At 29.6% G+C, this 24,722-nt stretch carries 22 protein-coding genes and 3 pseudogenes; 21 read left to right on the forward strand and 4 right to left on the reverse strand.

All coding sequences use genetic code 11. The features are described from left to right. Positions 1–191: 191 nt before the first annotated feature. Positions 192–2,693 (reverse strand): beta-mannosidase, encoded by a 2,502-nt coding sequence (locus tag NGI30_RS10625; protein WP_251943811.1) that lies wholly within the window; start codon positions 2,691–2,693, stop codon positions 192–194. Positions 2,694–3,324: 631 nt separating this feature from the next. Here NGI30_RS10625 and NGI30_RS10630 point away from each other — a divergent pair. From NGI30_RS10630 to NGI30_RS10670, 10 genes and pseudogenes are all read left to right on the forward strand, one after another. After that, positions 3,325–3,921 carry a hypothetical protein gene (locus NGI30_RS10630; protein WP_251943813.1) on the forward strand — a complete coding sequence of 199 codons (597 nt, stop codon included), beginning with the start codon at positions 3,325–3,327 and terminating at the stop codon, positions 3,919–3,921. An 11-nt stretch (positions 3,922–3,932) separates the two neighbouring features. Continuing rightward, positions 3,933–4,079, forward strand: coding sequence for a class III lanthipeptide (locus NGI30_RS11470; RefSeq protein WP_353505251.1), 147 nt, complete (start codon positions 3,933–3,935; stop codon positions 4,077–4,079). A gap of 56 nt (positions 4,080–4,135) precedes the next feature. Next, positions 4,136–6,694 carry a class III lanthionine synthetase LanKC gene (gene lanKC, locus NGI30_RS10635; protein WP_251943814.1) on the forward strand — a complete coding sequence of 853 codons (2,559 nt, stop codon included), beginning with the start codon at positions 4,136–4,138 and terminating at the stop codon, positions 6,692–6,694. A 7-nt stretch (positions 6,695–6,701) separates the two neighbouring features. Further along, a complete protein-coding gene (locus tag NGI30_RS10640) occupies positions 6,702–6,827 on the forward strand; it encodes a class III lanthipeptide (protein WP_251943816.1) in 126 nt (41 codons plus the stop codon). 23 nt (positions 6,828–6,850) lie between these two features. Further along, positions 6,851–6,970 carry a class III lanthipeptide gene (locus NGI30_RS10645; protein ID WP_251943818.1) on the forward strand — a complete coding sequence of 40 codons (120 nt, stop codon included), beginning with the start codon at positions 6,851–6,853 and terminating at the stop codon, positions 6,968–6,970. Positions 6,971–7,133: 163 nt separating this feature from the next. Beyond that, positions 7,134–7,754, forward strand: a complete 621-nt coding sequence (locus NGI30_RS10650; protein ID WP_251943821.1) for an ABC transporter transmembrane domain-containing protein — start codon at positions 7,134–7,136, stop codon at positions 7,752–7,754. A gap of 35 nt (positions 7,755–7,789) precedes the next feature. Beyond that, on the forward strand, positions 7,790–8,752 hold the full coding sequence (locus tag NGI30_RS10655) for an ABC transporter ATP-binding protein (protein WP_251943823.1): 963 nt from the start codon (positions 7,790–7,792) through the stop codon (positions 8,750–8,752). 109 nt (positions 8,753–8,861) lie between these two features. Beyond that, a pseudogene (locus tag NGI30_RS10660) lies at positions 8,862–9,154 on the forward strand (PadR family transcriptional regulator). Next, entirely contained in the window at positions 9,141–9,707 is a 567-nt protein-coding gene (locus tag NGI30_RS10665) for an HAAS signaling domain-containing protein (protein WP_251943827.1), read from the forward strand. The pseudogene NGI30_RS10660 and the gene NGI30_RS10665 overlap by 14 nt, the downstream one beginning before the upstream one ends. Next, entirely contained in the window at positions 9,704–10,099 is a 396-nt protein-coding gene (locus tag NGI30_RS10670; protein WP_251943829.1) for an NDxxF motif lipoprotein, read from the forward strand. The genes NGI30_RS10665 and NGI30_RS10670 overlap by 4 nt, the downstream gene beginning before the upstream one ends. Positions 10,100–10,507: 408 nt before the next feature. Here NGI30_RS10670 and NGI30_RS10675 read toward each other — a convergent pair whose 3' ends face one another. Next, positions 10,508–11,485 (reverse strand): tRNA dihydrouridine synthase, encoded by a 978-nt coding sequence (locus tag NGI30_RS10675; protein WP_251943832.1) that lies wholly within the window; start codon positions 11,483–11,485, stop codon positions 10,508–10,510. Positions 11,486–11,803: 318 nt separating this feature from the next. On the opposite strand from NGI30_RS10675, the gene NGI30_RS10680 reads away from it, so the two are divergent. From NGI30_RS10680 to NGI30_RS10685, 3 genes and pseudogenes are all read left to right on the forward strand, one after another. Continuing rightward, positions 11,804–12,568: a tandem-type lipoprotein gene (locus NGI30_RS10680; protein WP_251943834.1), complete on the forward strand. Its 765-nt coding sequence runs from the start codon at positions 11,804–11,806 to the stop codon at positions 12,566–12,568. Position 12,569: 1 nt separating this feature from the next. Then, positions 12,570–12,853: pseudogene (locus NGI30_RS11525) on the forward strand (hypothetical protein); the annotation flags it as partial. 304 nt (positions 12,854–13,157) lie between these two features. Next, positions 13,158–13,936 (forward strand): annotated as a pseudogene (locus NGI30_RS10685) (tandem-type lipoprotein). 536 nt (positions 13,937–14,472) lie between these two features. Here NGI30_RS10685 and NGI30_RS10690 read toward each other — a convergent pair. Further along, a complete protein-coding gene (locus NGI30_RS10690) occupies positions 14,473–15,294 on the reverse strand; it encodes a low temperature requirement protein A (RefSeq protein ID WP_251943837.1) in 822 nt (273 codons plus the stop codon). Between the two features lie 410 nt (positions 15,295–15,704). Between NGI30_RS10690 and NGI30_RS10695 the strand changes: the two genes are divergently transcribed. The 5 genes from NGI30_RS10695 to NGI30_RS10715 all read left to right on the forward strand — a co-directional run bounded on the left by NGI30_RS10695 (position 15,705) and on the right by NGI30_RS10715 (position 20,173). Beyond that, positions 15,705–16,484 (forward strand): tandem-type lipoprotein, encoded by a 780-nt coding sequence (locus tag NGI30_RS10695; protein ID WP_251943839.1) that lies wholly within the window; start codon positions 15,705–15,707, stop codon positions 16,482–16,484. A gap of 30 nt (positions 16,485–16,514) precedes the next feature. Beyond that, positions 16,515–17,297 carry a tandem-type lipoprotein gene (locus NGI30_RS10700; protein WP_251943841.1) on the forward strand — a complete coding sequence of 261 codons (783 nt, stop codon included), beginning with the start codon at positions 16,515–16,517 and terminating at the stop codon, positions 17,295–17,297. A gap of 30 nt (positions 17,298–17,327) precedes the next feature. Next, the gene (locus NGI30_RS10705; RefSeq protein ID WP_251943843.1) at positions 17,328–18,113 is read left to right on the forward strand and encodes a tandem-type lipoprotein; all 786 of its coding nucleotides are present in this window, start codon (positions 17,328–17,330) and stop codon (positions 18,111–18,113) included. Positions 18,114–18,216: 103 nt separating this feature from the next. After that, the gene (locus tag NGI30_RS10710) at positions 18,217–18,915 is read left to right on the forward strand and encodes a type 1 glutamine amidotransferase domain-containing protein (RefSeq protein ID WP_251943845.1); all 699 of its coding nucleotides are present in this window, start codon (positions 18,217–18,219) and stop codon (positions 18,913–18,915) included. A 334-nt stretch (positions 18,916–19,249) separates the two neighbouring features. Continuing rightward, positions 19,250–20,173, forward strand: a complete 924-nt coding sequence (locus NGI30_RS10715) for a hypothetical protein (RefSeq protein ID WP_251943847.1) — start codon at positions 19,250–19,252, stop codon at positions 20,171–20,173. A 402-nt stretch (positions 20,174–20,575) separates the two neighbouring features. Here the strand turns inward: NGI30_RS10715 and NGI30_RS10720 are convergent, their stop codons facing one another. Beyond that, complete coding sequence (locus tag NGI30_RS10720; protein WP_251943849.1) at positions 20,576–21,310, reverse strand: NAD-dependent protein deacylase; 735 nt, start codon at positions 21,308–21,310, stop codon at positions 20,576–20,578. Between the two features lie 273 nt (positions 21,311–21,583). On the opposite strand from NGI30_RS10720, the gene NGI30_RS10725 reads away from it, so the two are divergent. From NGI30_RS10725 to NGI30_RS10735, 3 genes are read left to right on the forward strand one after another with little or no spacing between them, the layout of a single operon-like run. Continuing rightward, positions 21,584–22,954 (forward strand): YfcC family protein, encoded by a 1,371-nt coding sequence (locus NGI30_RS10725; protein WP_251943851.1) that lies wholly within the window; start codon positions 21,584–21,586, stop codon positions 22,952–22,954. Between the two features lie 42 nt (positions 22,955–22,996). Continuing rightward, positions 22,997–23,890, forward strand: a complete 894-nt coding sequence (locus NGI30_RS10730; RefSeq protein WP_251943852.1) for a succinylglutamate desuccinylase/aspartoacylase family protein — start codon at positions 22,997–22,999, stop codon at positions 23,888–23,890. A 12-nt stretch (positions 23,891–23,902) separates the two neighbouring features. After that, entirely contained in the window at positions 23,903–24,721 is an 819-nt protein-coding gene (locus NGI30_RS10735; RefSeq protein ID WP_251521715.1) for a MurR/RpiR family transcriptional regulator, read from the forward strand. Position 24,722 lies beyond the last annotated feature (1 nt).

Genomic DNA, 24,722 nt, shown 5'->3' on the forward strand with positions numbered 1-24,722 from the left:
ATAACATTTATCAAAAAATTGTTCATTACCTTATTAATTGAAATTATATAATTAAAAACCGCATCATTAACTGATACGCAGAGGCGTATCACAAATAAAACTAAAAAGAGAGTGAGACAGGAATCGAGTTTTTTATAAAGATTTCGTAGTCTCACTCTCTTTTGTATTTAGAAGTACAACCATTAAGAAAATTAAAGTTGTGTGGTATTTAAAGACTTTATATTAAATTGTTCTTCAAAAGCATGTAAATCTAATGAAGTCGACAATGATTGTTTAGCCACAGTGATTGATTTTGGCATAGTAGGCGTTAAATCAAAATAATTATCACTGAATATACAATCATCTTTATTTAGATCAAGTTCGACGTATTTTGCCATTTGAGTAGAAGTCAAATGAATGATATATTCTTGCTTGTTTTCAGTAATTGAATACGTAATTTCTGGTGTTTTAAACTGGAACGCTTTTGGTTTTACAAAAAGCTTTACACCTGTGGCTATGATGGAATCTGATTCATATAATGTATATTCAAGATATACTTCTTTTAATTGAGCTTGAGTTAAATTATGGTATTGCAATGGTGAGATATTGCTATGTTGATGGGCATCCACATATACGTCAATAACTGAAGTATCTAATGTATGGTTATTTTGTTTAAGTGACCATTTTAAAAAACCGTGAAATGGCGATGGTGAATCATTAGCGACCGTCATCGAAACGGTTTGGTTTTTAATAGTGACAATGGGTAAAATAGGAGCGTAAAAACGCTTGGTTAAATATTGCTGTGCCTTCCATCGACCAAAGTAATCTACGCCTGACCATGAAATGGTTGGCCAACAATCATTCATCTGCCAAATAAGGACACCTCGACAGTAATCGTTTTCTGAACGGAAATGTTCAATTGAGTATTGCATTACAATAGCTGCTAGCACTTGTGACAGATATACATAATCAGTAAAATTTTGGGGCATTTTAAATTCAGTTTGCATATAATTATCGATAATAGCATTTCCATCTTTACACTTCTGATGTTCCAACATGACAGGTGAATTTGGTGATTGTTCTGATTTATCTGCAAATGTACGAATGGTTTTCATGTTGGGATAACTTTGAAACCCCATTTCAGAAATAAAACGTGCATCTATATTTTGAATCGATTCGTAAGGTGCTTGCCCATCATATGCTAGATAATAGTGAAAATCACCGTCTCGTGCATAAGCGAAAATGGATTGTGTATCTTTTTCAGATTTGGTATTTGGTGATGAATGTTCATAAGGTATTTGAGGTGCAATCTTGTGGACAATATCAGATATTAATTCAATAAAAATTTTCTTGTAGCGTCGTTGCATTAAATTTTTAATATGTTCATCCGTAATTTTAGGTACATCAAAGAAGGCACGTGTATTTTCTGTACGTGGATCATCACTTGTTAACATCGTATAGGTCATGTCGATTTCATTATTGCCAAATAATAAAATTAAACTTGGATGATGTGCAATACGTTTAATATTCTGTGTGAGTTCAACAGTAATATTTTCTAAAAACGCTGGATCGTTTGGATAAGATTGACTCGTAAACATACAATCTTGAATGACTAAAATGCCATATTGATTACATAAATCAAAGAATTGATCTGAAGGGTAATATGCCCCGCCCCAAACTCGTATACAGTTGATATTTGAATTTACACAATCTCTAATTTGAGCAGGTAAATCATATGCACGTGTCTGATTTAATATCGCATCTCCAATAATCATATTGGTACCTTTAATAAAAATAGGCGTATTATTGATAAGAAATTCGAATTTAGAACCGTCGCGATCATTCTCGCGATTTAATTCAATGGTTCTTAGGCCAATTGCATAATCTGTACAATCAATTAATTTATCATCTTTATACAATGTAACGTTTACTGTGTATAAAGGTTGCTCACCATAGCCAATGGGCCACCATAAATGTGGGTGCTCAATCAAGAATGTGTGTTCTAGCATTTGCTCATCGTTAAAAGTAACTGATGTTATCAGTTTCTTATTAGGATCATATAAAGTAAGTACTAAAGATAGGTCTTGCGTAACGACTGATTCAGAGCTGACATTTAATTCAACAGAGTCTTTATAATGTGTTTGCTTAAATTGAAGTTGTGGAACATTTGTATCATTTCCAAATTGAATCGAAATAGACTTCCATATGCCAGAATCAGGCAATTTAATGCCAAAATCCCATCCAAACATGCATTGTGCTTTTCTTAAATAAGCTAAACCATTCGAAGCTTGTTGTTCCAAATTTTTTAAATATTGTACGGGTGAAGAGAACTTAATTTCTATTGTGTTTTCACCGTTAACTATATAAGGTTTGATATCAATGTCATAGTGACGATACATATTATTTGTTTCTATGATTTTATGATTATTGATAAAAATTGTCGCCAAGGTATCAAGACCGTCACAACTTAATACAATTTTATTACTACTTAATACGTTAGTGTCTATAGTAAATGTTCTAGAAAAGCTATAATCATAATTAAATAAATGTTGAATTTGGTTTTCATTATTTGCGTAATAAGGATGATCGATTAAATGGTTTTCAAGTGCGCCACTTATGACAGTACCAGGAATTGTTACGGGAATATCATGTAAATATTTATTCTCGTTTAGATTATTTAGTATCCAAGTCCCATTTAAATCTATTACATTCATTTTATCGCACTCCTCAAAAATTTTACTCTTCGTATAATTTATAAAATTCTCTGTGCTAAATCACGTATGCTTTGATTCGGGAAGCCAAGGTGTAAGTACATAAAATGTATGGAACAAACCAGGATATAATTAACCGAGCTTGTCCTCTGCTTTGATTAACTTTAGTGCGATAATTTTACTTTCTCTTAATAACATTTCGTCTGTGCCCATTTATATCAACATTGGCAGTATATGTTTATAGTACCACAAACAGGTTAAACATACGGATTCGTTAATTGATCGTTCCGTGCGTACGGAATGTAAATATTTGTTACTTTTGTGGGTGGTTGGTTTGAACCAAAGTAAATATATTAATTAGGAAATCTACTAACAATACATATTAATGTTAAAAAGTCTTAGAGATGAAAACTCAAAGTAAAAATACTTAGCAAGAAGGGGGTATTTATTAACATAAAATTATATAACAATAATATATAGTTTCATAATTTTAGAAAAAAATTAGATTTTATAGAAAAAAATATTAGGTTGATGATATAATGATGATGTAAGCAAATTATATATTGAATAAGGAGTGTAAAAAAATAGTAAAAAAAATGTTGGTATATTAAAAAATTTAGTAAACGATGAAGAAATGACTTCAAATGCTTCGGTAGTATTTTGGGGAGAGAAACCATTAATAATTACTTCGGCACATAGTGTCTATGAGTGGTATAGTAAAAGTTTTCCAGAAAGAATTTATTTTTTTGATAATTTTGGAAAAAAAGTAAAGGTTAACTACATAGTTTTGAGTAGAAAATGGATTGATGAAGGTATATTAGATTTTGATACTGCTATCTTAGTTCCTGAAAAAATCAATAGATACAGGTATGACAAAATTCAACCAAAATTTTGCGTGAGTAAATCAGAAAAGATATTAGTAATATCTCAAAAGAAAGGACTATTTAAAAATAAAATTGTTTCTTATAGAAGAAATATTTTTAGTGATGATATATACGGTTCAAGCATGATCGGCATAAAATTAAAATCAAATGCTGGACTTTCTGGTTCACCTTGGTATTACGAAAGTAATAATAAGCAATACCAAATGTCCAATACTAGTTTTTCATTCAAAAGAAATAAAAAATTGACCTTCGCTCCTTATTGGGATCACTACATCGAAAAAATGTTCGAATTTTCAGAAAACTTTGTATGTAATCATGATGAATTTGTATATTACTCATTAAATTAGGAGGTGAAATAATGAGAAAGAATAATGTTTTGAAATTACAAGGTATGTGTTCGAAAAAGTCATCAAATTATCAAGCTTCAAACGCGAGTGTTTTGTGTAAAAAGCAAAGTACTGCTAGCATTATCTTCTGTGTTTTTCCTAATGGAAAAAATAATTGAATAAATCACACCAACTGAAATTTATTTCAGTTGGTGCGAATAGGGAGATGAAAATTATGGATTATAGATATGTAAAATATATAAATGATAGTTGTTATTATACTAAACCTACTATTCAAAATTTAGGTAATATAAATTTATCCAATATTCCAACTAACTACACAAAAGTCTCTGGAGCTCATTGGGTAAGTCTATCTAATCATAATCAAAATTTGCCAGAACAAGGGTGGAAAATACATATCAGTACAAACTTAAAAACTGCAAAACAAACACTAGATTCAGTTGCTGAGCTTATGTTTAGTGAAAATGTATCATTTAAATATGTGAAAAGTATGCATGAATTAATTTTGAAAGATTCTAAATATGGAGATCGGAGTTCTTCAGGTAAATTTATTACTATTTATCCTTCATCTACTGATCAATTTATAGATTTATTATTTAAGTTAAAAGAAAAATTATCCTATTTGCCTAAAGGTCCCTACATTTTAAATGATAAAAGATGGTACGAAAGTAATATTTATTTTAGATATGGCGGATTTATACCTAAAACTTTATACAGAAATGGAGAATTTTTGGATGCGATAGAAGACTTAAATGGAAATTTAATAGAAGATCAAAGAAAACCATTTTATTCTATACCTGATTTCATTGAAGAACCTAATCAAATAAAAAAAATGGATATAGAAACAGGAGATGACTACAAGAGAACTAATTTAGATGATTATTCGATAAAAGAAGCTTTACATTTTAGTAATGGAGGGGGAGTCTATTTAGCAAGTCATGAAAAATGGGGTGAAGTCATACTAAAAGAAGGAAGACCATATGTAGCTTCTGATTTAGATGATGTTGATGCTTTTAAAAGAATTCATAATGAAGGAGAAACTTTAAAAAAACTAACAACTTCACAATATCCAGTTAAAATATATGATGATTTCGTAGCATGGGAACATAAATTTATTGTTGAAGAATATATACATGGGGATTCATTAACTTTTTGGATAGTGAATAATTATCCATTTTCTTCAAGTGAAAAAAATGAGGAATATGTAAAGTCCTCAATTAAGATGTTAAATGATTTAATTAAATCAATAGAAGAAATTCATAGTCATGGTATTGGATTTGGTGATCTTCAACCAGCAAACATTATGGTAACCCCTGAAGAAAGAGTAAGATTAATCGATTTTGAAACCGCAGGCCCTGTTAAAGGTTCTATTGCAAGTGTAATGACCCCTGGTTTCATAGGAGACCCTAAAATGTGTAAGGAACAAAGTGACTGGTTTGCTGTATCAAGAATTGCTAAACAAATGTTTATTCCTATAGGTAGCGTGCAAGACATATCACATAATTTAGAAAAAATACATATTAAATGGATTGAAAAAGTTTTTGGATTAGAAGCTTTAAATATTATCAAAAAAATAGAAAAAATTTGTAATAAACATAATTCAATTCCTATGAAACAATTAATAGATTCTGTTGAAATTTCAGTTAGAGAGTTTAATTTAAATTTAGTTAAAGAGAAACTAATAAATTCTATAAAAAAGGATTTAAAAAGTGGAGAATCGCTAATACATGGTGATATAAGACAGTATGAAATGAATTCTGGCAAATGGAACGTATTAACTGGAGGGTTTGGAGTAATAATGGCCCTTAAAAGAGCTAATGAATGGGATGAGAAACTTAGCTATTGGATTGAAAATATAGAAGACGAATTTTTGATGAACTTAGAGGATGGTCTATATACAGGAAAGATGGGGATATGCAATGTTTTGATTGAGACTAATTACATAGAAAAAGCTAAAAAATTAGTTGAAACTATAGATATTTATTCCAAAAAACATGATATATCTATCGCTTCTGGATTAAGTGGTTTAGGTTTAGGATTTTTAAGTATTTATTACGAATTTAAAGATGAATTCTACTTGAATCAATGTAAACAAGTAGCAAAATTACTTGAAAGTAATTTTATAAAAAATATTCCTATTTATACTTTTGATTATGACATAGTAGATAAAGGGCTTCTTACAAGTTGGGCTGGAGCTTCTTTGTTTATGACTAGTCTTTATAAAGTCACTGGTGAAAAAAAATGGTTAGTAATCTCTAAAAAGATGTTAGAAAGAGAGTTGAACAATACATTATTTGATGAGGATGGGTTATTGCAAACAGATGATGACTTTCGAGTTCTCCCCTATTTATCTAGTGGAGGTAGTGGTTTAGCAATACCTATAATTGCAATCCAAAATATTGAAAATAGCAACGAATGGATACAAGAACTAAAAGGTATAGCTAAAATTGCTCATAGTAAAACATTTTATAATGCAGGATTATTCCAAGGATCTACAGGTATATTAGCTATCAGTCATTTATTGGATAATTATTTAAATAGAAAAGATTTAGTAAATGCATCTTTATTTACTCTAAATTTATTTTTAATTGAAACTGATGATTGTTTGTACGTTCCTGGGGACTCTTGTTTCAGAGTTTCTTCAGACATTATGTCGGGTGCTGCTGGCTTGTTGACAGTTATTCAAGATATTATAAGTGGTTCTCATTTTTCTTGGGTACCGCTACTTAATATAAATAAAATATTCAATTTAGATAACATTAAAAGGGGGTGAAGTATTAATGAAGAAAGTTTTAAATATGCAACAAATACAAAGTAAGTCTAAAAAGAAAAAGTCAAGTCCAAAGCAGTCAAGTGCTAGTTGGGGTTGTGCGCCTTCAAGTAACACTAGTTGGTTCTTCTGTTAATTTATATTTAGGGGGAAGTTTAAATGAATAAAGTCCTATCTTTACAACAAGAAATAATTTCAAAGGAAGTACAATTAAAAGCAAAATCATCAAAAAGCCAAAATTGTAAAAATAGTAGTCATGCAAGTTGGTTTATCTGCTAGAAATAGTTATTAAAAATAGAGACAATGAAGGTCTCCCTTTATTGTCTCACTTTTTATGAAGGTGATAGTCTTTGAATGTATATAAAATATTTAAACTTATGTTAAATAACAAAAACAAAAAATTACGTTTATCCTTAATCGTTTTTCTGTCTTCCTTTTTACCATGACTTCTTTGTATATTCCTATATTAATAAAAAATATTATAAATGAAATGGAAAATAATAGGATAAATATATTTATTATTGTTTCTTTGGTCGTATTTTTGATCTTAAGGTCATTAATTGAAGGAATAAATGAATATATAATATCAAAATTTGGAAATATATTAATTAGAGATTTACAACAAATTATATATAATAAACTGATACATTATCCAATTTCTTTTTTTGATACATATAAAAGTGGTGAATTATCTAGTAGATTGGTAAACGATACAGAAGTAGTAAAAGATTTAATTACCTTTCATATTCCGAAAGTTATTAATGGGATAATCATGGTTATCGGTGCCATTGTATTAATCGCATTTCTAGATTGGCAACTGACTTTAGTTATATTATTAATAGTTCCCCTGATTTTTGGTATTATCTTTTCTTTAATGAAGAAATTAGAAGATACAGGAGAGAAACAACAGTATGAAATATCTAATTTTATATCCCAAACGCAAGAGACATTTAAAAATATTAAAATGGTAAAAGCATCTACTGCTGAATATTCAGAAAAAATATTATATCAAAAAGTATTAATAATTTATTTAAAGTTAATTTATATGAAAGCAAAGTTATAGCTTTAATCTCTCCTTTAGTTAATTTTTTATTAATTTTGGGACTGTTAGTTATAGCAGGATATGGTGCATTTAGAATCAAAGATGGAACATTAGAGTTAAGCACTCTTATTGCATTTATAATTTATTCATTTCAGTTAATGTCCCCTATGAGTTCTATAAGTGGTTTTATAGGAGAATATCATAAAGCTAATGGTGCTTTTAAAAGTTTAAATAAGATTATTAATAAAGATGAAGAAAGAAAAAGTAATCATTTTATGAATGATTTTAGATTAAATAGCAATTTATCATTTAATAATGTAACTTTAGAATTTAATGGTAAGAAAATTCTTGATGATATATCTTTCACAGTTTATAAAGGAAGAAGTCTTACAATTATTGGGCCTTCAGGTTCAGGTAAAACAACATTACTAAATATATTAGAAAAATTTTATAATGTTACAAGCGGTAACATAACTATAGATGGTGTTGATATTAACCAAATTAATACTCATTCTTTAAGAAAAAATATTGGCTTAGTGAGCCAAGATATCCCAATTATAAGTGGTACTATCAAAGATAATTTATTATATGGATTGTGTGAAGAAACAATAACAAATGACAAAATTCATAAATGTTTAGACTTCTCGATTTTAAACAAACTAGTAACTAATCGAATAGATAACATTAATAGTTATGTTGGAGAAAGTGGAAATATACTATCTGGTGGAGAAAAACAAAGAATAAATTTAGCAAGATTGTTTTTAAAAAACCCTAGTATAATATTGTTAGATGAAGCAACTTCAAATTTAGATAACGAATCCAAAAGTGCAATCTTAAAATCTATTTTAGAGCTAACACGCAATAAAACGACTTTGAAAATTACACATAATGTGCAAGAATTACATGAAACAGAAGAGATACTTTTTATTGAGAACGGTAAAATTCTTTTTAAAGGGCTACACGGAGAATTATTGAATAATAATGAAAGATATAAAAAAATTATTAAAGTTTTATCTTAGTATTTTAATTACCATGTAATATAAGGTAGTGTTTTTTATATCCCACGATCCTTATTAGGAGGCCATTTAGATAATGAATGTTCAATTTAAAAAAGGTGTATAGGAGCTATTGGTATTATTAATCATACACCACCAAGATCAATATGGTTACTCATTAATTCAAATAATAACTAAAAAGATAGCTCTAACAGAAGGCACAATTTATCCATTGTTGTGTAGGCACGTTAAAGAATGTTACTTAAATAGTTATTATGAACCTTCAAAGGACGACCTTTCACGTTAATACTATACAATAACTATAAAAGGTAACGAAAGACTAAAAAGTTAATAAAAGAATGGAATATATTAATTGAATCAATAAACTCATTTAGGGAAGAGAGTGATTTTTATGAACAAAAATGAATACATTGAAGTATTAAATAGACGTATAAAAAAAATAAGTAGAGAAGAAAAAAAAGATATTCTAAACAAATATGAATCCCATTTTATTAGTGGTTATAAAGACAAGAAGAATGATGATGAAATGATTAGAGATATAGGTGTGCCTATTAAAATCTCTAATGAAATTAATGTTATGACAGCTTTACATGATGTTGAAAAAGAAAAAAATATTAAAGATATTTTTAATGTAATTTTTTCTATAATGGGGCTAAGTTTTTTTAATTTTATCTTTATAGGATTCAGTCTATTTGCTATTCTGCTATTTCTACCTTTCATATTAGCGTATTTTATCGCAATATCAGTCATGATATGTTCACCAGTAATACTATTCGTAATGGGAATTATAAATGGATTCGATACTATATCAATAAATGAAGTTTTTGAAATGATTAAAGGGGTATTTTTAGGACTCATCTTGACACTCGTAGGATACTATTTTATGAAAAACTTTTTTAAATTTCTTACTTTTTACTTAAAATGGAATCTAAATATATTTAAGAGGGAGGGCATATGATGAGAAAGTATTACATATTCGGTTTATTTTTTTTACTGATATTTGCTACTGGGTGTTCTAATACACATTATAATGTAGGCGAAACGGATAATAAAGATTTAGAAAAAAAAGAAGCACCCCAAGATATTTTTAATTATAAAACTACTAATACTCAACTATCAGAACAAGAAATAAAAAAGGCAATTAAGTTATATCTCAATAAAGATGAAGATTTAAGTAAAGCAAAAGAATATTACCAAGATAAAGTGGATTCAGAGGAAAAATTAAGTATGGATGAAAGTAAAAAAATAAAAAAATTAAATGAGTTAACTAGGAAAAATGATAATAATTTCTATAATTATATAAGAAAAAATAGATTGCCTGAAGACTACAAAAATATACATATAAAATAAATAAGTATATATCTAGTTCAAATAAAGAGTTTGAAAATCTAGATAAACAGATTGATTTAACAATTAAAAAACTCACTAAAAATGGTGAATTTTCAACTAAATATTTCGAGGGAATTAAAGCTGACAGTAAAATTGTAAATGGTAAAGAGCAGGATAAAATCGAACAGTTCTTAAAAGAAAAAAACATTAAAACAAAAGCTTTTAAATGAGGATAGTAAATTTTGATTTTGGTGAGTAAAATAATTATTTGAAAAAATTATGTTTACTTAATTTTATAAAAATAACGAATAATATCAATTGAGAAATCATAATGTGATATGCTCCCTTCAAAGTTTTCATTTTTAAATGTCTACTTTTAAGGGGGACATATCATTTTTTACTAATGTCACTCAGATTATAAAAGTTGTACTACGATTCTTGTTCGTCCATTTGGGCTTCAAATTCATCGAGTAATGCGACTGCTTCGTCAGTTGTGTTTGTTTGCATCAGTTGATGTCGTAGTTCGCTAGCCCCTCTGATACCACGGACGTAGATTTTAAAGAATCTGCGTAATGGTTTGTATAGGCGAGGTTCATCTTTTGAATATTTGTTGAATAATGCTAGATGTAATCTCAATAAACCTAATAGTTCTTTACTTGTATGTTTGCGAGGTTCTTTTTCAAATGCAAAAGGATTATGAAAAATACCTCTTCCGATCATGATACCGTCGACGCCATATTTTTCAGCAAGTTCAAGACCTGTTTGTCTATCTGGGATATCACCGTTAATAGTTAACAACGTATCTGGTGCGATTTCGTCACGCAATTCTTTGATCGCTTCAATTAATTCCCAGTGTGCATCGACTTTACTCATCTCTTTTCTAGTACGGAGATGGATTGATAAGTTCGCAATGTCTTGTTCGAAGACGTGTTTCAGCCAATCTCTCCACTCATCTATTTGATAATAGCCTAGACGTGTTTTAACACTGACCGGTAGACCTCCCTCTTTAGCCGCTTGAATGATTTCAGCTGCAGTTTCAGGTCGCAGAATCAGGCCAGAACCTTTACCTTTGCTTGCGACATTAGCTACAGGACAACCCATATTTAAATCAATACCTTTAAAGCCCATCTCTGCCATGCCGATACTCATTTCTCGAAAATGCTCTGGCTTGTCTCCCCATATATGAGCCACCATAGGCTGTTCATCCTCACTGAATGTTAGACGTCCGCGTACACTATGAATACCTTCAGGATGGCAGAAACTCTCAGTATTTGTAAATTCAGTGAAAAACACATCTGGTCTACCTGCTTCACTCACAACGTGACGAAAGACGATATTCGTAACATCTTCCATAGGTGCCAAAATGAAAAATGGACGTGGTAATTCACGCCAAAAATTTTCCTTCATAATATATTTAAACCTTCTTTTCTATAAATGTTTCTACTTTTTATCCATAATGATATTACTATAAATTATCAAATTACACAAAAGGATTTTTACCAGTAACTAACTTTATAAAGAAATAACTGTCAGTTATCTAAATAGGTGGTGCCAATGATAATTCTATCAACGCAAATTATTAAAAACAATCACCCTTTTTAATAATTTAAAATTAAATAGATTTGCAACTTATTTTTTAGTAATATTAAAGTGTAAGAGGCATTGTAATACCGTTATTGAAATAAATTTTGAAACCTGAAAATAGAAAGTTGTGAATAAACGAATATGATAAGAAGACTACTTTTTTTAATCATTTTGATAAGTTTAACTTCATTTATTAGTGGGTGTGGGTTGTTAAACATAGAAAGCGGGAAGGAACGAGAAATTAAGAAAAGCTTTTCAAAGACGTTAGATATGTATCCAATTAAAAATCTAGAGGATTTATATGATAAAGAAGGGTACCGTGATGAACAGTTTGAAAAAGGTGATAAAGGCACATGGGTATTGCAAGACCGTATGACGGTTCGTAAAAAAGATAAAAAATTTGAATCTAGAGCTATGGTGCTTTTTTTAAATAGAAATAATAAAAAAGCAACTGGAAAATTTTATTTTAAAAAATATGGCGAAAATGAAAAGGCAAACAGGGATGAAGTGTATCCAGTTGAACTAAAAGATAATAAAATTGTATTGAAGAAACAAATTTCTGATGCAAAATTGTCAGAAGAATTAGAGCAATTTAAGTTTTTTTGTCAGTATGCAAATTTTAAAAATTTAGATAAATATAAGAACGTGAGTATTTCGAGTAATCCTAATGTGCCTAAATATGAAGCTGAGTATCAGTTAGATAATAATAATTATAACGTAAAAAGAATCAGGGATCTTTATGATGTGTCGACAAAAAAGGCTCCTATTTTAAAAATGCAATCTGTAGGAGAATTAAAAGGAAACAGTATTGGATATAAAAATATTGAATATATATTCAGTCAAAATGAAGATGAAAATATAAAGTTTTCTAATTATGTAAACTTCCAACCGAGTAAAGGAGAATAATATGGTAAGTAAATATCAAATCGATTCTCATAATATAACTAAAAAACAGAGAGTACAACAGCTATTTCAATGATAAGTTATGAAATAGAGAACGCCAATAAGAATAATCTAACTAAATTTGATATAAAAGACCAATTGGAACATTACCAGGTGATTGATAAATTCCCTTCAAATCTAAAATACGTCAATAGTTATACTGATCCCAAAACAGGTACCACTGCTACTGCATTTCTAAGTACATATACTGATAAAGTTACAGTAGGAATGACGAGAACCAATATACATAAAACATTTTAAATAACCTAATATATAGAATTTAAGGGCTTCAGCATTGGTAAAATTAATTATTAATTTATATGCAATGAACAAATGTTTTTGTAAGCGATAATTTAATACATTAAATTCAAATGTATTTTGGAATATAAAAAATAAAATGCATTTCAAAGACAATAAAACCTGTTGATTTAAAAATGCCAATAATTATAAAATTAAATAGATTTAAAACCTATTTTTTATTAATATTAAACTATAAGATAGTGATTGTAACATTAAATACTGAAAAAATTATAAAATAGAAAGATGTGGGAACGTGAAACATTTTAGTAGTTTACTTTTTTTAATAACTCTAACAGGTTTAGCATTTTTTATTGAAGGCTGTGATATGTTGAATATAGATAGTGGTAAGGAACGAGAACTTAAGAAAAGCTTTTCAAAGACGTTAGATATGTATCCAATTAAAAATCTTGAGGAACTATATGATAAAGAAGGTTATCGAGATGAAGAATTTGATAAAGATGATAAGGGAACATGGATAATTAATTCTGAAATGGTCAATCAACCAAAAGGAAAAAGTATGAAATCAAGAGGTATGGTTTTATATATGAATAGAAATACACGAACTACTAAAGGATATTTTATTGTAAGCGAAACAACTGAAGATAGTAAGGGAAGACCACATGCAACAGAAAAAAATATCCGGTTATAATGAAAAATAATAAAATCATTCCTACCGAGAAAATAAAGGATAAAAAATTAACAAACGAAATAGAGAACTTTAAATTCTTTGTGCAATATGCAAATTTCAAAGATTTAAATGATTATAAAAATGGAGATATTTCATATAATCCCAATGTGCCTAGTTATTCAGCAGAATATCAATTAGATAATGACAATTATAATGTAAAGCAACTGAGAAAACGGTATAACATACCAACAAAACAAGCGCCCAAATTATTATTAAAAGGAACTGGTGACTTAAAAGGATCGTCAGTGGGTTATAATCAATTGGAATATACATTCGTAGAAAAGAAAGGGGAAAATATATTCTTTTCTGATTTTATGAACTTTAATCCAAGCAGTGAGGATTAATCATGAATAAAAAAGATTATAAGATAATAATGCAAGGTGTTTTAGAACTACGGTTCCTTTCGTTAGGATAATTCAAAACCTATAATTGAAAAGTCACTACTATTAGGTCATTAACGGCTTATAGTGGCTTTAACTGTACGCTACTATGGAGTTTATCATTTATTTTGGGTTGGTTTATAATACCAAAACTCGTCAAAAAAATATTAACTTCAGATAATATCAAAGTAATTAAGCATTTTGAGGTGAGAGATGGAAATTAATAAAATATGAAAATCATATTTTTGGATACAATCCCAATCGCCTCGTTTCTTGGAATTTACATAGATAGTTAATTATATATGAATTAATAAATAAGCTAAGCAAAAATTTGCTTAGCTTTTATTGTTATAAGTATTTAAAGAGAGTAAGTTAAATTATTCTCTTTCTAAATGTGTGTAAATGTTAATGATTGCACCAATTATAAATACGATGAAGAATATGATAAATCCAAATATTTCAACTGAATGCACTTCTTCATGGGATAAAAATTTATTCATTTACAAGAATATGGTGTCTAATGAAAATATTAATAATAAATGTAGATAAATCGTTAGGAACCCGGTTTGACTCGTAGTGTTTTTGTCGGTCATTTTATAATGATAAGTGTAGAAAATAAATAATATAGTGATGAATATGAAACTAAATACGTATTTAATGTCTAGATCTGTCAATTTTATATTCTGAATTAATAATACAAGACCTTCGCCAAATATTAATATTACTAATAGGCTTAATCTTTCAGTTAAATGATTGAAAAATACAGGGTTTCTATGTGAAATTTTGTAAAAACATAAAGGAAATGTTGCTACTATTAATATTCCGACAAAATAAACCCAAAAGTTAATCGGTGCAGGTAAAAATAGTGAAATGATAGAAATAATAATTGTTAGTATTAATCCTGTTGTATACGTTTTAACTAGTTTTCCTTCAACATCTTTATTATCAAGTAAGTGGTTCATGTAATATTGTATGACGATGCTTAAATATATGATTGTTGACATGATAACAAACGGTTTAAAGGTTTGTTGGAATTCTGCGTTTATTGCTTTAGATAATATAATAATTAAATACATATCTATAAATACGAATAGGTATTGATACCATTTTTTGTTAAAAAATCGATTTACTAGAAGTGTTCTGTAAATCCATATAGAGAAAAACACAAGAAATAGCATGAAACTTTTTCCTAAATCTTCATAGGCCATTAAATTATCCGATATACTTTCCACAGTTTGATTTATGGTTGATAATACATACACGAATATTAAATCAAAGAATAATTCCGTCATACTGACATCTTTTTTATCTATTCTTTCCATTATTTCACCTCTTAATTTTATAAACAGCCGTCTTCATATTACAGCATGAGCCATTATTTATTAATGTGTCTTATAACTATCGTTAAACTATTTACCTCTTATGAATAGGGTTTAATCATAATCATCAGAGTACAACGTAAAAAGATAATGTATTACCAAATTGTATATATAAGAATTTTCTTTTTTGAAAAGTGTAACAGTATAAGTTAATCAAAAGTATTTTTGATTAGGCTTACCTTTCATCAGTCCTCTATAAAATAATTTATTAACGAACAAAACTATATTTAAAATTTGTAAAATATACTAGAATTAAATAGTATGACCAATATTTATTTGCTAATATAAAGGTGAGGATTTACTGGTTATTAATTATAGATTAGTTAGTTTTAAAAATAGAAAGATGTGAATAAATGAATTTTTTTAAAAGGTTATTACTATACATATTTGTACTCTTTGCATCAATACTCATTAGTGGTTGCGGTATATTAAACATAGAAAGTAGTAAAGAACGGCAAGTTAAGAAAAACTTTTCAAACACGTTAGATACCTTTCCAATCAAAAATCTAGAGGATTTATATGATAAAGAAGGTTACCGTGACGACCAGTTTGAAAAAGGTGATAAAGGTATGTGGGTAATCAGATCAGAAATGATTATCCAACCAAAAGGAAAGAATTTGAAATCAAGAGGCATGGTTATTTATATGGACAGAAATACCAGAATGACTTCAGGGTACTTTGTTGTCAATGAAATAGGTAATGCTAGTAAAGGTAGAACTCATGATTATGAAAAGAAATATCCAGTAAAAATGGAAAATAATAAGTTCATTCCAACTAAAAAAATTAAAAACGACAGTTTAAAAAGAGAAATAGAGGATTTTAAATTTTTTGTACAATATGCAAACTTTAAACAATCAAAAGATATTTACAATGGGGATGTATCATATAACCCGAATGTACCTAGTTACTCGGCTGAATATGATTTGAAGAATAGTGATTATAACGTTAAACAATTGCGGGACAGGTATAAAATACCGACGAAACAAGCACCCAAATTACGATTAAAAAGAATGGGTAAATTGAAAGGTTCATCATTAGGATATAAAAACCTTGAATATATATTCGTAGAAAATCAAGAACAAAACGTTTACTTCTCAAGTAGTATGAATTTTAAACCAAGCGAGAATAATTAATTAGTTTTGAACATAGAAAGATGTGAATAAATGAAAATTTTAAAAAGGTTATTACTATACGTATTTGTACTCTTTGCATCAATACTCATTAGTGGTTGCGGTGTATTGAACATAGAAAAAAGTAGTAAAGAACGACAAATTAAGAAAAGCTTTTCAAAGACGTTAGATATGTATCCGATTAAAAATCTAGAGGATTTATACGAGAAAGAAGGATACCGTGACGACCAGTTTGAAAAAAGCGATAAAGGAACTTGGTTACTTCACTCAGAGATGGCTATACAACTTAAAGGAGAAGATATAGAAACTAGAGGTATGGTGTTAAAAATTAATAGAAACACAAGAACATCTAAAGGGCATTATATAACCAATACACTTTCGTATGATGATAAAGGAAGACCGCAAGATAATAAAAAAAAGTATCCAGTGAAAATGGAGAATAATAAAATAATACCTACCAGAAAAGTTGAAGATAGCAATATAAGAAAAGAAATAAGACAATTTAAGTTTTTCGCACAATATAGTAATTTTAAAGATTTCAAAGATTATAAACATGGAAAAATATCGTACAACCCTAATGTGCCAAGTTACGCAGCAAAATATCAATTAGATAACAACGATTATAATGTTAAACAACTCAGAAAAAGATATGACATACCAACAAAACAGGCACCTAAATTATTGTTGAATGGTTCAGGTGACTTAAAAGGTTCATCAGTTGGTTATAAAGATATAGAGTATACCTTTGTCGAAAATAAAAAAGAGAATATCTTTTTTACTGATAGTATATATTTTAAACCTAGCGAAAATAATTAATTAGTTTTGAAAATAGAAAGATGTGAATAAATGAAAATATTAAAAAGGTTATTACTATACGTATTTGTACTCTTTGCATCAATACTCATTAGTGGTTGCGGTGTATTGAACATAGATAGTAGTAAAGAACGGCAAATTAAGAAAAGCTTTTCAAAGACGTTAGATATGTATCCGATTAAAAATCTAGAGGACCTATATGATAAAGAAGGTTACCGTGATGAAGAATTTGATAAAGGTGATAAAGGGACTTGGATACTTGATTCTCAAATGGTCATTGAACCGAAAGGAAAAAGCATGAAAGCAAGAGGAATGGTTATTTATATGAATAGAAATACTCGAACAACGAATGGGTATTTCTATGTAAGTGAAACCTCAGAAGATAGAAAAGGTAAACTACATGATACTGAGAAAAAATATCCAGTAAAAATGGAAAATAATAGGATTATACCAATCAAGAAAATTAATGATAAAAAAATAAAAAACGAAATAGAAACCTTTAAATTTTTTTCTCAATACGGAAACTTTAAAGATTTAAAAGATTATAAACATGGAGAAATATCGTACAACCCTAATGTGCCAAGTTACTCAGCAAAATATCAATTAGATAACAACGATTACAATGTTAAACAACTTAGAAAAAGATATGACATCCCAACGAAACAGGCACCTAAATTATTGTTGAAAGGTTCAGGTGACTTAAGAGGTTCATCAGTTGGTTATAAGGATATAGAGTATACGTTTGTCGAAAATAAAAAAGAGAATATTTATTTCAGTGATAGTATAGACTTTAACCCTAGTGAGGATGAAGCTAAGTAATTACCCAATTCATTGTTTATAATCCCACATTAATGTGTAATTTTAAATTTTCTCTAGGTATGTAGCTTTTTATAACTTAAATAAGTTAAAGGAGACTAGGATTATGAGTAAAATTATGATTGTTAATACAAGTACGAATAATTTTGAGGGTACTAGTAAACCGACAGGTCTATGGCTTGGAGAACTTGTTCATTTTTATGATTATTTTAAATCTCATAATCATAAAATTGATTTATTTAATATTAATGGTGACATTACGCCGATCGATCCGGTTAGTTTAAAACCGTTGATGTTAGATAGTGTGACGAAAGCGTATTTCAATGATGAATCATTCATGGAATTATTAAGAAGTTCCAAGCCTATTGAAGAAGCAAATCCTACAGAATATGATGTGATTTATTTTACTGGTGGTCATGGTGTGATGTTTGATTTTCCTAATAATGACACGATTCAACATGCAGTTAATGAAGTATACAACCATGGCGGCGTGGTTGCGGCAGTTTGTCATGGTATAGCGGCTTTATTAAATGTAAAAGATAAAAATGGTAGATATTTTATTGATAAAAGAGAAATCACAGGCTTTTCGAATATTGAAGAAGTATTAGCAAATCGTAAAAATATCGTGCCATTTATGTTAGAAAGTGAAATTAAACGACGTGAGGCACGATATAGCAAAGCCAAAATTCCATTTACGCCTTATGTAAAAGTGGATAATAGATTGGTAACAGGACAAAATCCACAGTCGGCAAAACAAGTTGCAGAAGCGGTTGATCATATACTTAAAAATGATGTATCTGAGTAAATTTATTCATAATTTAAAAATATTTCATGCACGGCATAATAATAAATGAATTTTACAAGTTTATATAAAGGTGTCTGAGACAAAAATAGATGTCTCAGACTTTTTTCAACTAGGCAGTAAATCTCTTAATTAAAAACGCTCTTATATCAATCATAATTATCCTTGCAGGAGTAGGACTACGAAATCTCTATTAGAAACCTATATTTCTGTCCTACTCTTTTTTTATAATTTATAAAAAAGCATAAAACAACACAATATTTATGATATATTGTTATTGGAATACATATTTTAAATTTATTTGTATTACTTTCAAATTTTAAAAGGGATGGAGAAAATGAAAAATATTAACAAATTTTTATTAACATTTGGTTCACTTAGTTTGGCTATGACTTTAACGGCATGTAGTAATGGGGAGAAAACAGAAAAGCAAGATAATAATAAGGAAAAACAAGAGGCTACGACGGATAAACAAGACAAACCAAAACAGGAAAGTAATCAATCTGAGACACAAAAAAATGAAAATAAGAAAAATGACAATTCACAAGAAAATGAACAGAAATTAGACGATAAAACTAAATTGGCTTTAGCATTTTTCGCGAAAGGCACTGAAAAACACATGTTGTCGAGAGACGAAGTTTTAACAGGAGTTTTCACAGTAAGAAATGGTAGTGAGTCTGAAAAGAAACAATTATATAAGCTCGTGTTGTCAAAAGAGGATTCGGTCGTAAATGCACCTCAAGGTATGAAATTTTACAAAGTTTATCCTCCAATTGGTAATTTTACGTCTATCATCGGTATCAGTGATAAAAAAATAATTGCAGCTAGTACCCAAAGTAGACTAGACTACAAACAACTCTTGAGAACCGGAAAAGAATTTAATACACAAGATTTATATAAGCAATTTAAAAATAATTCATCCTTACCGGAATTAGCGAATAAAATCGAAATTTCGAATCAAAGCCCTGCGGAAGATGAAGAGAAACTAAAAGATTATGAAGAACATGAGAGCACGGTAACTATGGCACATTACCGATCACAAATTTATCAAAAAATTACAGAATTTAACGGTAAACCGTTTGATACAGATAAGTACTTAGTTGATAATGTAAAGCAAAAAGATGATGGTGGATGGCTAGTTAACTACCGTGATAAAAGAACCGCAGAAATCGTAGGTACTTTTACAACAGAAGGAGAAAATAAAATTGTTAAAAAAGACGCTAATGGTAATGTCATTAAAGAAAAAACATATGAAGAGTAGCTTCAATCCAATTAATTTTCTTCCATAAATTGTGTAAGGGTATTTGAAGATAATACTAACAATAAATGCAGTATATCATTATAAAAAAATGGCAAGAATGGAATTAACCATTCTTGCCACTTTACTATTTATCATAGACTTTTAATTAAAATTTGTCTTTTAAGTCTTTCGCTTTGTCTTTAAGTTCTTCTTGTTTATCTTCGTCATTTTTAATTTCTTCGGCTTTATCTTCTGCTTGTTCTTTGAATTCGTCAAATTTACTCATAATAAATGCCTCCTTTAAATGATATATATCTACTATTCCTCAAAAACAGGACTTTAAACATTTATTGGAAAACAATATTTAAATTCAGTAATAATTGTCACTTTTCTTTTTGAGGTTAGACTGCCGTTTTAGTGACCTCACTGTGACTCACGTAAAGAATCGATTACTGACACCATATCGTCGTTAATGACTAATGTCGCATCCTCATCGTAAGGCGTTGTATCTTTATTAATAATAATTAAATTTTCTCCTTCGAAATTTGAAATGAGTCCTGCTGCAGGTTGAACAATTAACGACGACCCTAAAACGACGAGTGTGTCTGCAGTTTTTAATTTATGAAGTGCATTAAAAATAGTACCTTGATTTAACATTTCACCATATAAGACAATATCGGGTCTAATAGGGTTTCCGCATTTATCACAATGGCGTAAATGATTGTCGATGACTTCATGTTTTGTATATTTATGTTGGCAATGGAGACAGAAGAATTGATTTAACGTTCCGTGCAACTCGTCCACGTTTTGGCTGCCTGCATCAGAATGTAGACCGTCTATATTTTGAGTAATAACACCGTTGGATTGATGATTCTTTTCAAGTTCTGCAATCCATTGATGTACAGTATTTGGTTTTTTATCGGCGAATAATAAATATCGGTGACAAAAATCTATAAAGCCTTCTGGGTCACTTTCTAAATAATCGGAACTTAATATATATTCGGGTGAGTAGCCTTTTTTAGCGATTTCATCGTTTAGACCACCGATTGAGCGGAAGTCCGGTATCCCGCTTGCGACAGAAATACCTGCCCCTGTGAAGAAAGCGATATTTTCTGAGTTTCTAATAATATCATCTAGATGTTGTATTTTATGATTCATTGATTTCACTCCAATAAATTTTGATATCACGACCAACGATTTCACGTTAATTGTAAAATGCTGCAAAGCGTTTAGCAAATTTCAAAGTTATGTAACTCCTGACAGTTCGCTCCGCATACCAACCCCAAAAAACCCTCCACTAATATTTACTATTTACATTATTTGAATATTCTGGTAACTTTATAAGTAGTAAATGCTACATAAATTAAATTTATGTAGTTTTTATTTCAATTAATTTTGAAAGCGCTTTCTAAAACAAAGGGGAACGAGGCTATGAAACAAAAATTAAAAATGCCGAATACTTTTGTCATTTTATTTGGCCTTTTATTCATCGTATGGATATTGAGTTTCATTATTCCTTCTGGTGAATTTGCAAGAAAGGGTTCAAATGATGAAGTTGTAGCTAATAGCTTCAAGTATATTGATCATGTTTATCTCAATATCTTAGATTTCTTTATGGCTATACCTAAAGGAATGATTGAGACCGCTGATTTAATATTTTTAGTGTTAATCATGGGTGGTGCCGTAGCGGTAATTGAAAAACAGGGGACTTTCAATGCTGCGGTTTCTAAACTTATTTATAAGTCTGGCGGTAACAAATACATTTTAATTGTAGTTATTGGTATCGTATTTGGTTTAATTCATGCTTTTGGTGTAAGTGCGAATGCAGTTATTGCGTTTATTCCATTGGGGATTATTTTAGCTAAGAAATTGAAATTGGATGCCATCGCAGGTATCGCTATCGTCTATTTAGGTTACTATGTTGGGGCCGTTGCACCGATATTTGATCCTATTGCGTTAGGTGTCGCTCAAACGATTGCTAAATTACCTATTTTCTCAGGAACTATGATGAGAATTTATATGTTCATCGCATTTATGATTGTCACTTTGATTTATACGTGTATGTATATTCGAAAGATTTCTAAAGATCCGAGTAAAAGTATTATGGGTGAAAAGAAGTTTTCAGATGAGATTATTCAAGATAACCCGGATAGAGACGTTCCATTTACTTGGAGACAACAATTGATCATCTTATGCTTTTTCTTAACGATAGGGATTTTTGTATATGGTTCATTACAAAGAGAATGGGGCGTTGAAGAATTAGCAGCATTATTTATTATTGATGGGATTGTTACCGCAATCATTGCTAAAGTGAAACCGAATGATTTTGTTGCAACGTTTATGGACGGGGCTCGAAATATTTTATTCGGCGCATTAGTTATTGGTGTAGCACGTGGTGTGACTGTGCTTATGGAAGATGGGAAATTTATCGACACGATAGTTAACGGTGTGTTTGTACCTTTAAGTCATCTGTCACCAATGACTGGTGCAGTAGCAATGTTTATTTTTAACCTATTATTCAATTTATTAATTCCTTCAGGTAGTGGTCAAGCAGCAGTTGTCATGCCTTTAATGACGCCATTGGCAGATATTTTACATGTTACAAGACAGACGGCAGTCATCGCATTTAAAATGGGTGACGGTATTACTAATATGATTACACCAGTTTCAGGAACACTTATGGCAGTACTTGCGATTGGTGGAGTTCCATTTGGAAAATGGTTTAAATTTGCGTTTCCACTCGTAATTTATTGGTCAATTGTAGCGATTATATTTGTAATTATCGCTGTTCTAACAAATTAGGGTCCTACGTAAGAGGAATATATTTAAAGGAGTGCTTCCATTATGAAAGAAATAACTTTCCAAAACCCAAGTTTATCTACTTATGATGTATACGAGTTTAACGATAATGAGGAAGGTCCAGAAATTGTTTTTACAGCTGGGATTCATGGTGTAGAACAAACTGCGATTCACGTAGCATTTCAGTTAATAGAATTACTACCTAACTATTCAATAAAAGGTAAGGTAAAGATTATTCCGATTGTAAACAAACCAGCTTATTTTAATAGAACGAGAACATCGCCTTATGATAATTTGGATTTGAATCGAATTTTCCCAGGTAATAAAGATGGTTCCCAATCGATGCAATTAGCGCATCATATTTGGCAAGAAACACGGGAGGCATATTACATCATTGATTTGCATTGTTGTGGGCAGCATGGATCGAATTACGTGATGAGTTTGTATCAGGATTATGAAGAACAATATAAATTAGCAAGCCAGATTGGAATTAAACATGTGGTGCGTTCAGGCGGCGCTTCTGGACAATTGTTTTTAGAAGCTTGTAAAGTTGGTCAGCAAGCAGCACTTTTAGAATTAAAAGGTGGCCAGCCTGATGGAATGGTTGATTTAGAAACTGCTCAATTCGCACTGAAACGCATGTTTAGTTTATTGAATTCAATCGGTGTCATTAAGACACAACATGGTAAAAATGATGTTGCAATAGATGACCTTATTTTTCATGAAAATATAGAAACAATAAGTGCAAAAAAACACGGCTTCTTTAATCCTAAACGACACTCAGGCGAACATTGTTTCAAAGGAGATGTATTAGGTGAATTAGATAATGAAACAATTTTAGCACCGTATGATGGTTTAATTGCCGCAATCAATTATCCACGTTATACATTTTCAGGAGAACGAATGGTAAGATATGCTAAACTTTATGAAAATAATTAAAGGAGCTTAAGTATGGCGAATGTTATTACATCAATCATTGAAGATAAATACAACACACTTTCCACAGGGAAGCAGAAAGTAGCTAACTTTATTTTAGACAATTTAAATGAAAGTTCTTATTTAACTTTGATTCAAATGCAGAAAAAGGTTGGCGTCAGTGAAGCAACGATAATTCGCTTTGCATATACAATCGGATTTAGTGGTTATTCTGAATTACAGGCAGCTATAAGAGATAGTATCTTTCAGACCAATCAAGATGTAGATGAGACGAAAGGGACATTTGATTCAATTGAGAGAGACGTTCAGTTGATACGCGAAGGTGCTGATAAAATAGACCACGCTACTTTAACAAAGGCTGTTAATTTAATACATGAAGCAAATAAAGTTTACATCATTGGTAAAAACACTTCGAAAGCGACTGCAGAATGGTTCGGATATGTATTAAGCACTTATAGATCTAACGTGATAATTGTTTCTCAAAGTAATTTAAATCAATATAAGTTAGATATGATGGAGAACGATTTACTCATTACAATTTCATTCCCAAGATATCATCGCGAAACTTTTGATTTCTTTAATTATGCAAAGTCACTAAATCTTAAAACAATCAGTGTTACAAATAATACTTTATCTCCATATTATCAACCTTCTGATGTGGCGATTTTAGCCAGAACAAATAGAGATGTGAGTGGGTATAACGAAATAGCACCTGTGATTAGTATTTTAAACCTTGTATTTAGTAGTTATAGAGAAGAATATAATGAAGAAGTTCAAAAACGTATTCAAAAATTAGAAGAACTCAATGATGATTCAAATAATTTAATTGAATAGG

The sequence above is a fragment of the Staphylococcus sp. Marseille-Q5304 genome, from assembly GCF_943737015.1.
Taxonomy (GTDB): Bacteria; Bacillota; Bacilli; order Staphylococcales; family Staphylococcaceae; genus Staphylococcus; species Staphylococcus hsinchuensis.

Excerpts from the sequence above, each read along its gene's own strand:
- NGI30_RS10735 (WP_251521715.1), top strand. The coding sequence starts at position 23,903 with ATGGCGAATGTTATTACATCAATCATTGAAGATAAATACAACACACTT.
- NGI30_RS10705 (WP_251943843.1), top strand. The coding sequence starts at position 17,328 with ATGAAAATATTAAAAAGGTTATTACTATACGTATTTGTACTCTTTGCA.
- NGI30_RS10665 (WP_251943827.1), top strand. The coding sequence starts at position 9,141 with ATGAACAAAAATGAATACATTGAAGTATTAAATAGACGTATAAAAAAA.
- NGI30_RS10675 (WP_251943832.1), bottom strand. The coding sequence starts at position 11,485 with ATGAAGGAAAATTTTTGGCGTGAATTACCACGTCCATTTTTCATTTTG.
- lanKC (WP_251943814.1), top strand. The coding sequence starts at position 4,136 with ATGGATTATAGATATGTAAAATATATAAATGATAGTTGTTATTATACT.
- NGI30_RS10720 (WP_251943849.1), bottom strand. The coding sequence starts at position 21,310 with ATGAATCATAAAATACAACATCTAGATGATATTATTAGAAACTCAGAA.
- NGI30_RS10695 (WP_251943839.1), top strand. The coding sequence starts at position 15,705 with ATGAATTTTTTTAAAAGGTTATTACTATACATATTTGTACTCTTTGCA.
- NGI30_RS10680 (WP_251943834.1), top strand. The coding sequence starts at position 11,804 with ATGATAAGAAGACTACTTTTTTTAATCATTTTGATAAGTTTAACTTCA.
- NGI30_RS10715 (WP_251943847.1), top strand. The coding sequence starts at position 19,250 with ATGAAAAATATTAACAAATTTTTATTAACATTTGGTTCACTTAGTTTG.
- NGI30_RS10625 (WP_251943811.1), bottom strand. The coding sequence starts at position 2,693 with ATGAATGTAATAGATTTAAATGGGACTTGGATACTAAATAATCTAAAC.
- NGI30_RS10690 (WP_251943837.1), bottom strand. The coding sequence starts at position 15,294 with ATGGAAAGAATAGATAAAAAAGATGTCAGTATGACGGAATTATTCTTT.
- NGI30_RS10725 (WP_251943851.1), top strand. The coding sequence starts at position 21,584 with ATGAAACAAAAATTAAAAATGCCGAATACTTTTGTCATTTTATTTGGC.
- NGI30_RS10630 (WP_251943813.1), top strand. The coding sequence starts at position 3,325 with ATGACTTCAAATGCTTCGGTAGTATTTTGGGGAGAGAAACCATTAATA.
- NGI30_RS10670 (WP_251943829.1), top strand. The coding sequence starts at position 9,704 with ATGATGAGAAAGTATTACATATTCGGTTTATTTTTTTTACTGATATTT.
- NGI30_RS11470 (WP_353505251.1), top strand. The coding sequence starts at position 3,933 with ATGAGAAAGAATAATGTTTTGAAATTACAAGGTATGTGTTCGAAAAAG.
- NGI30_RS10645 (WP_251943818.1), top strand. The coding sequence starts at position 6,851 with ATGAATAAAGTCCTATCTTTACAACAAGAAATAATTTCAAAGGAAGTA.
- NGI30_RS10730 (WP_251943852.1), top strand. The coding sequence starts at position 22,997 with ATGAAAGAAATAACTTTCCAAAACCCAAGTTTATCTACTTATGATGTA.
- NGI30_RS10640 (WP_251943816.1), top strand. The coding sequence starts at position 6,702 with ATGAAGAAAGTTTTAAATATGCAACAAATACAAAGTAAGTCTAAAAAG.
- NGI30_RS10650 (WP_251943821.1), top strand. The coding sequence starts at position 7,134 with ATGACTTCTTTGTATATTCCTATATTAATAAAAAATATTATAAATGAA.
- NGI30_RS10710 (WP_251943845.1), top strand. The coding sequence starts at position 18,217 with ATGAGTAAAATTATGATTGTTAATACAAGTACGAATAATTTTGAGGGT.
- NGI30_RS10700 (WP_251943841.1), top strand. The coding sequence starts at position 16,515 with ATGAAAATTTTAAAAAGGTTATTACTATACGTATTTGTACTCTTTGCA.